Genomic DNA, 6,000 nt, shown 5'->3' with positions numbered 1-6,000 from the left:
ACGCCCACCACCCCTCCCCCACCACCGCCTTCGCCCTCTCCCGCCTCGCCGACCCCGACACCCTCCACCACACCCCCATCGGCATCCTCCGCGACGTAAAGCGACCGGTCTACGACGACCAGATGGCGGACCAGGTGGACGGTGCGATCGAGCGCGGCAAGGGCGATCTGGGGGCGCTGCTCGCGGGCAACGACACCTGGACGGTCGTGGGCTGACACCGCCCCGCTGTCCCCTGTACTCCCCTGTATTCCCCGCCGTCCACGGCCCGGTGAGCGGGCCGGGCCATGGACGGCGGGCCACCGTGGGGACGGGGCTCGGGGCCCGGCGGGGACCATGGCGGGTCCACACCGGGCGGGTGGCGCGGTGGCGCGGGACCGGCGGTCAGAGCCGGTCGGAGGCCGGGGGCACCACCGTGCGGTACGGGCCGAGGAAGCGGGCCCGGCCGCCCTCCACCCGATAGGTGTATACGCCCCCGAGTCTTTCGTCCAGCAGCTCGGTCTCCTGCCGGAACGCCAGGGTCCGCACCATCCCCCGGTGGCGGACCTTCCGCAACCTCGTCATCAGCGAGGACCGCCGGGGCCGGGGGGTGTCCAGCTCCCGTATCCCCTGGGCGGCGAAGCCCACCGCGTCAAAGGTCTCGGCGGCGTACCGCTCGGGTGGGGAGACCTTCCAGCGTGCGCGATAGGCGGCGGTGAACGCCTTCGCCGCCGCGCCGGTCAGCTTCGCCGGGTCGGCGAAGGCGGCGCCGAGGATCCAGCCCTCGGCCGCGTCACCGGCCCGTTGCAGGAACTCCGGTTCCAGCACCGGGCCGAGGGCTCCGCAGAGCCCCGTATGGCCCGCCTTCCGCAGGGCGAGGGCGAGCAGGGCCGCGCGGGCCGGGGAGAACCCCACGTACAGCACCGCCTGGGCGCGGGCCGCCCGTACCGCCCGCGCCGCCGGGCCGAAGTCCTCGCTGTCGGCGGCGACCGTGGTCCAGTCGGGCACCCCCGACGCGGGCGGGGTTTCCCGCAGCCCTTTGACGATCTCCCAGGTCAGATCGCCGGCCGCGCGGTCCTCCACCACGGTGAGCCGCTCGACGCCGGCCCGCTGGAAGTACGCGCGCAACGCCTCGCTCAGGAACGAGTCCTGGACGCGGAGTTCGAACGTACCCCGGCGGGCGAGGTTGGCCACCTCGGCGGCGGAGGCGAAGGAGAAGGTCAGCAGCGGAAGGCTCAGTTCCAGATAGCCCGGCCGTACGGCGTCGGCGATGGCCCGGGTGGTCAGCCCGGCCACCGCGAGCACCCGGGAGTCCGCCCCGAACTCCTGGACCACCGAACGGGCCCGGCCGATGTCACCCCGGTCGTCCACGACCTTCAACGACAGGTCGAAGGGGCGGTTCGGGTCGGCGTTGAAGGCGGCGACCGCGAGCTGGGCACCACGATGCTGGGCCCGTCCGTCCGCCGCCCGGGGGCCGCTGAGGTCGGTCTGGAGGCCGAGGACATGGCGGGGGCGAGCGGTCCCCCCGACCCCGTCCGTCCCATCCGTCCCGTCCGTGGAACCGTCGCCGGAGGGGCGGGTGACCAGCCAGGTGGTGAACCCGCCCGCACCGGCCACGGCGGCCGCCGAGCCCAGGACGAGCAGCCGGCGCGACGGCCCCGGCCGCTCCCCTGGGCCCGGTTCCGCTTCCCCTTCCGCTTGTGGCGTCCGAGGGAGCGGTACGACCGTGGGCTCCGGTACGGGCAGCTCCAGCACCCGTGCCGAACGCTCGGCGATCAGTGCCGGAAGCCCGGCGGGCAGCCAGCCGTCCACCGGGTCCGAGCCCGCCGCCGGGGCGCCGGTCCGGGGATCGGCGAGCGCCGCGCCCAGCTCCCCGGTGGTGGGCCGCAGCGCCGGATCCTTGGCCAGACAGGAGCGGATCACCTCAAGGAGCCCCGGCCGGATCCCCTCCAGATCGGGTTCCTCATGGACGGTGCGGAAGACGACGGCGGCGACCGTCCCCGTACCGAAGGGCCGCCGACCGGTGGACGCGTACGCCAGCACACACCCCAGCGAGAAGACATCGCTCGCCGGGCCGATGCCCGCCGCCCCGGCCGGTCGGGCCTGTTCGGGCGAGAGATAGCCCGGTGAGCCGATCATGGCGTCGGTCGCGGTGAGCGCGGTCGCCCCGGCGGAGCGGGCGATCCCGAAGTCGATCAGCCGGGGGCCGTCGAGGGCGAGCAGCACATTGCCCGGTTTGACGTCCCGGTGGACCAGCCCGGCCCGGTGGACGGCGGTCAGCGCCTCGGCGAGCCGGCCGCCGAGGACCCGTACCGCCGTCTCGGGCAGGGGCCCCTCGGCCGCGACCGCCTCCACCAGCGAGGGGCCGGGGACGAACTCCGTGGCCAGCCAGGGTTCGGACGCCTCCGGGTCGGCGCCGGTGACCCGGACCACCCAGGGTCCGGTGATCCGCCGGGCGCTCTCGGCCTCCCGCCGGAACCGGGCCCGGAAGCCGGGGTCGGCGGCGTGCTCGGCGCGGATGACCTTGAGCGCGGCCAGCGCGCCGCCGGGGGTACGGGCCAGATAGACCACGCCCATGCCGCCCGCGCCCAGCCGTCCGACCAGCCGGAACCCGGCGATCGTGGCGGGGTCCCCGGTTCTCAGTGGATCCATCCGTCAGCCCCCGCTCCGGCCGGGGCTCCGGGTCGGTGCCTCCGACATGAACTGGAAGCGGCCGTTCCTGACCATGTGGAGGCTGGTGCCCCACCCCTTGCGGAACCCCTTCTCCGGGTCGAAGACATAGTCGCCCATGACGCCCCGGTGGCGGCGGGCGCGCAGCGCGGCGCAGAGGTTGCGGCGGTCCGGGCGGGCGGCGCCCCGGGCCTCCTTCACCATCTCGGCGATCATCATGGTGACGGCGTCGTACGCCTCGGCGGCGTAGTGGCCGGGGGCCCCTTGGTAGGCGGTGCGGTACGCGGCGACGAACGCCTTCGCGGCGGCACCGGGGCGCCGGGCCGGGTCGCCGACGGGAGCGGCGACGACCCAGCCCTCGGCGGCGTCGCCCGCGAGCCGCAGGAACTCCGCGCTCAGCGTGTGCGGGCCGGCGAGGCGGGGGCCCTGGAAGCCCCGGTCGCGCAGCTCCCGGGCGGCCTGGGCGGCGGACTTCGCGGGGCCCGCGTGCACATAGGCGTCGATGCGTTCGGCCAGCATGCTGTCGATGACGGAGCCGGCGGCGCCGACGGCGGCGGGCACCACCCGGGGGTGGGGGCGATGGCCGAGTTGTTCCCCCAGGACAAAGTTGGCGATGTGCACCTGCTGCCAGGCGTAGGAGTCGTCGGTCCGGTCCATCAGCAGTCCGGGGCGGGCGGTTCCGGTCTTCTTCTCGCGGTAGTACGACTGGAGGAACCAGGTCAGCTGGATCGCCACGATCACATGGTCCGGGACGACCCGGATGAAGGACTCGCTCTCCTTCGTGGTGAGCACGTTGTACCCGGCGGAGACCGACATCAGCGGCAGCAGCGCCTCCTCGTAGACGGGGAGCGCGCGCTGGGTGGTGTAGTCGCCGGTGGAGCCGAGCACGGCGGCGACGGCCTTGTCCTCGGCCATCCGGCGGGCGGCGGTGAGCGCCTTCTCCCGGTCGCCCGCGTCGTCGGCGACGCGGATCGCCAGCTCGAAGGGTTTGACGGTACGGGTCTCGTACGCGGCGAGGGCGAGGCGGGCGCCGCGTTCCTGTTCGCGACCGATGGCGCGCCGGGGGCCGGAGAGGTCGGCCTGGACGCCGATGACGACCCGGGGGCGCCGGGGGCCGCCGGGGCTCCGGCCGCCGTTGTCGCGCAGCCCGGCCCAGAGGCCGATTCCGGTACCGGCGGTGAGGAGCGCGCCCCCGGCCGCCAGCAGCAGCCGCCGGCGGCCGGGCGACGGCTCTGCCTCCGGTACGGGGGGTTCCGCCGGGGCGGCGGGCGCGGCGGTGGCTTCGATGTCCGGCAGGGCCAGCATCCGCGCCGAGCGCTCGGCGATGGTGTGGACGACGGCGGGCGGTAGCCAGTCGGCGCGGCGCCCGGGGGCGTCCTCGGCGAGCAGCTCGGCGAGGGCGTCGGCGGTGGGCCGCAGTGCGGGGTCCTTGGCGAGGCACTCCCGCAGCAGGGCGGCGAGGCCGGGCTCGATCCCGGCGAGGTCGGGTTCGTCGTGGACGGTGCGGTAGAGCAGGGCGTCGACCGCGCCCCGGCCGAAGGGGAGCCGTCCGGTGACGGTGTACGCCAGCAGACAGCCCAGGGCGAAGACATCGCTCGGCGGGCCGATCTCCGGGCCCCGGGCCTCGGCCTGTTCGGGGGCGAGGAAGCCGGGGGTGCCGACGACCATGTCGGTGGAGGTCAGCGCGGTGGCGTCGGAGGTGCGGGCGATCCCGAAGTCGATCAGCCGGGGGCCGTCCACGGCGAGCAGCACATTGCCGGGCTTGACGTCCCGGTGGACCAGCCCGGCCCGGTGGACGGCGGCGAGCGCCCGGGCGAGGGCGACCCCGAGGATGCGGGCGCTGCGCGGGGGCAGCGGGCCATGGGCGGCGACGGCCTCCGCGAGGGAGGGGCCGGGGACGAAGGCGGTGGCGAGCCAGGGCTCGGGCGCCTCCGGGTCGGCGGCGGTGACGGGTACGGCCCAGGGGCTGTCGACCCGGCGGGCGGCCTCGACCTCGCGGCGGAAGCGGGCCCGGAAGTCGGGGTCCTCGCGCTGGTCGGCGTGGGTGACCTTGACGGCGGCGAGTTCGCCGGTGGCGGTACGGCCCAGGTAGACGACGCCCATGCCGCCCGCGCCGAGCCGTCCGAGCAGTCGGTACCCGGCGACGGCGGAGGGGTCCCCGGCGACCAGCCGCCCCAGCCCGGACGGGGACACCCTGCCCCCGCCCGGCCCCTGCGAAACCGCTCCGGCGGGCCCCGGGGCGGGCGTCGGCGGGCCGAATCCCTGGGGACCGCCGGACAGCGGAGGCCCGAAGCCGGGCGGCACCGCGTCCATGGCGTCCGGCCCCGGGGAGTCGGCGGGGGCCGGGGAGTCGGCGGGAGCCGGGGCGTCACGAGGGCCCTCGGAAGGCCCGACACGTGGGTCATCGGAAGACTCGACGCGCGGGTCCCCGGGAGGCTCGGCGTGCGGGTCCACGGGGTCGCTCATCGGCGGGCCTCCAACCGGCGCTCCAGGCGGACGACCATCCCGGACAGGGCCTTCGCCTGGGCCAGGCGAAGGGACTCCCCGCTGTGGCCCTTCGCCCCCTTGGCGACCGCCGCCACCGTGATCTGCCCCACCCGGGACTGGAACCACCCGTAGCCGTGCTTCCCGGGGAACTCGTCGGTCGTGAAGACGCCGATCTCCCCCAGGGAGTCATCGGCGTCGGTATACGTCTCCTCGCCGATGGAGCTCAGCCCGCTGACCCTCTCCCCCTCCCGCAGCTTCTGCGCGGGGCACCGCAGCGCCTCCTCCAGCGTCCCGGCCATCTCCCAGTCCGCGGCCCGGACATCCCGGTGCACGGTGACCGTGGCGGCGACCCGGACCGGCCCCTTGCCGCCCCCCGCGGGCAGCTCGCTGTGGGCGGTGACACTGGCGAGCACCGTGTCCGGCAGGGTGCCGCCGCGCCAGCCGCACCCCTCGTCCAGGACCGGCCAGTACCCCGGCGGGCTCAGACGGGGGCTCCGCTCCACAAAGTCCGCGCCCCACAGTTCGGGCCCGGCGACGATCTCCCCGGCCAGCTTCCGGGCCTGCGCCGCCGTCCTCGGCAGACGCTCCGGGTCGGGCTCGAAACCGGTTCCCCGTGTCGCCGGGGCGCCGGCCACCGCCGCCGCCGCCTCCTCCGCCGCGAGTTTCCCCGTACCCCCCGTATCCCCCGTACCGCTCCCGGATACGGAGTCACCGCCACCGGATACGGAGTCAGCACCCCCGCCCGGCGCCCCGGACCCCGCGCAGCCCGTCCACAGCAGCGCCCCCGCCAACACGGCGGACGCGGCCCGCAGCGTCCTCCCGTATGTGTGCGTCATGCTCGCCCCACCACACGTTCCCCCAGAGTCA

The 6,000-nt window shown here is 75.8% G+C and carries 3 protein-coding genes and 1 pseudogene; 1 reads left to right on the top strand and 3 read right to left on the bottom strand.

Annotated elements, in window-relative coordinates:
• Positions 1-215, top strand: a pseudogene (locus ABT354_RS29350) (2-oxoacid:ferredoxin oxidoreductase subunit beta); the annotation flags it as partial.
• A gap of 166 nt (positions 216-381) precedes the next feature.
• On the opposite strand, the gene ABT354_RS29345 reads toward ABT354_RS29350, so the two are convergent.
• From ABT354_RS29345 to ABT354_RS29335, 3 genes are all read right to left on the bottom strand, one after another.
• On the bottom strand, positions 382-2,628 hold the full coding sequence (locus tag ABT354_RS29345; protein ID WP_351499246.1) for a bifunctional serine/threonine-protein kinase/ABC transporter substrate-binding protein: 2,247 nt from the start codon (positions 2,626-2,628) through the stop codon (positions 382-384).
• 3 nt (positions 2,629-2,631) lie between these two features.
• Positions 2,632-4,839 (bottom strand): bifunctional serine/threonine-protein kinase/ABC transporter substrate-binding protein, encoded by a 2,208-nt coding sequence (locus tag ABT354_RS29340; protein ID WP_351499244.1) that lies wholly within the window; start codon positions 4,837-4,839, stop codon positions 2,632-2,634.
• Between the two features lie 269 nt (positions 4,840-5,108).
• The gene (locus ABT354_RS29335) at positions 5,109-5,969 is read right to left on the bottom strand and encodes a hypothetical protein (RefSeq protein ID WP_351499242.1); all 861 of its coding nucleotides are present in this window, start codon (positions 5,967-5,969) and stop codon (positions 5,109-5,111) included.
• Positions 5,970-6,000 lie beyond the last annotated feature (31 nt).

It is taken from the genome of Streptomyces sp. NPDC000594, from assembly GCF_040299965.1.
Taxonomy (GTDB): Bacteria; Actinomycetota; Actinomycetes; order Streptomycetales; family Streptomycetaceae; genus Streptomyces.
Note: the sequence above shows the minus strand (reverse complement) of the source record. Positions and strands in the feature narration are given on the sequence as shown.

Coding starts and splice junctions, on each gene's coding strand:
- ABT354_RS29345 (WP_351499246.1), bottom strand. CDS start 2,628: ATGGATCCACTGAGAACCGGGGACCCCGCCACGATCGCCGGGTTCCGG.
- ABT354_RS29335 (WP_351499242.1), bottom strand. CDS start 5,969: ATGACGCACACATACGGGAGGACGCTGCGGGCCGCGTCCGCCGTGTTG.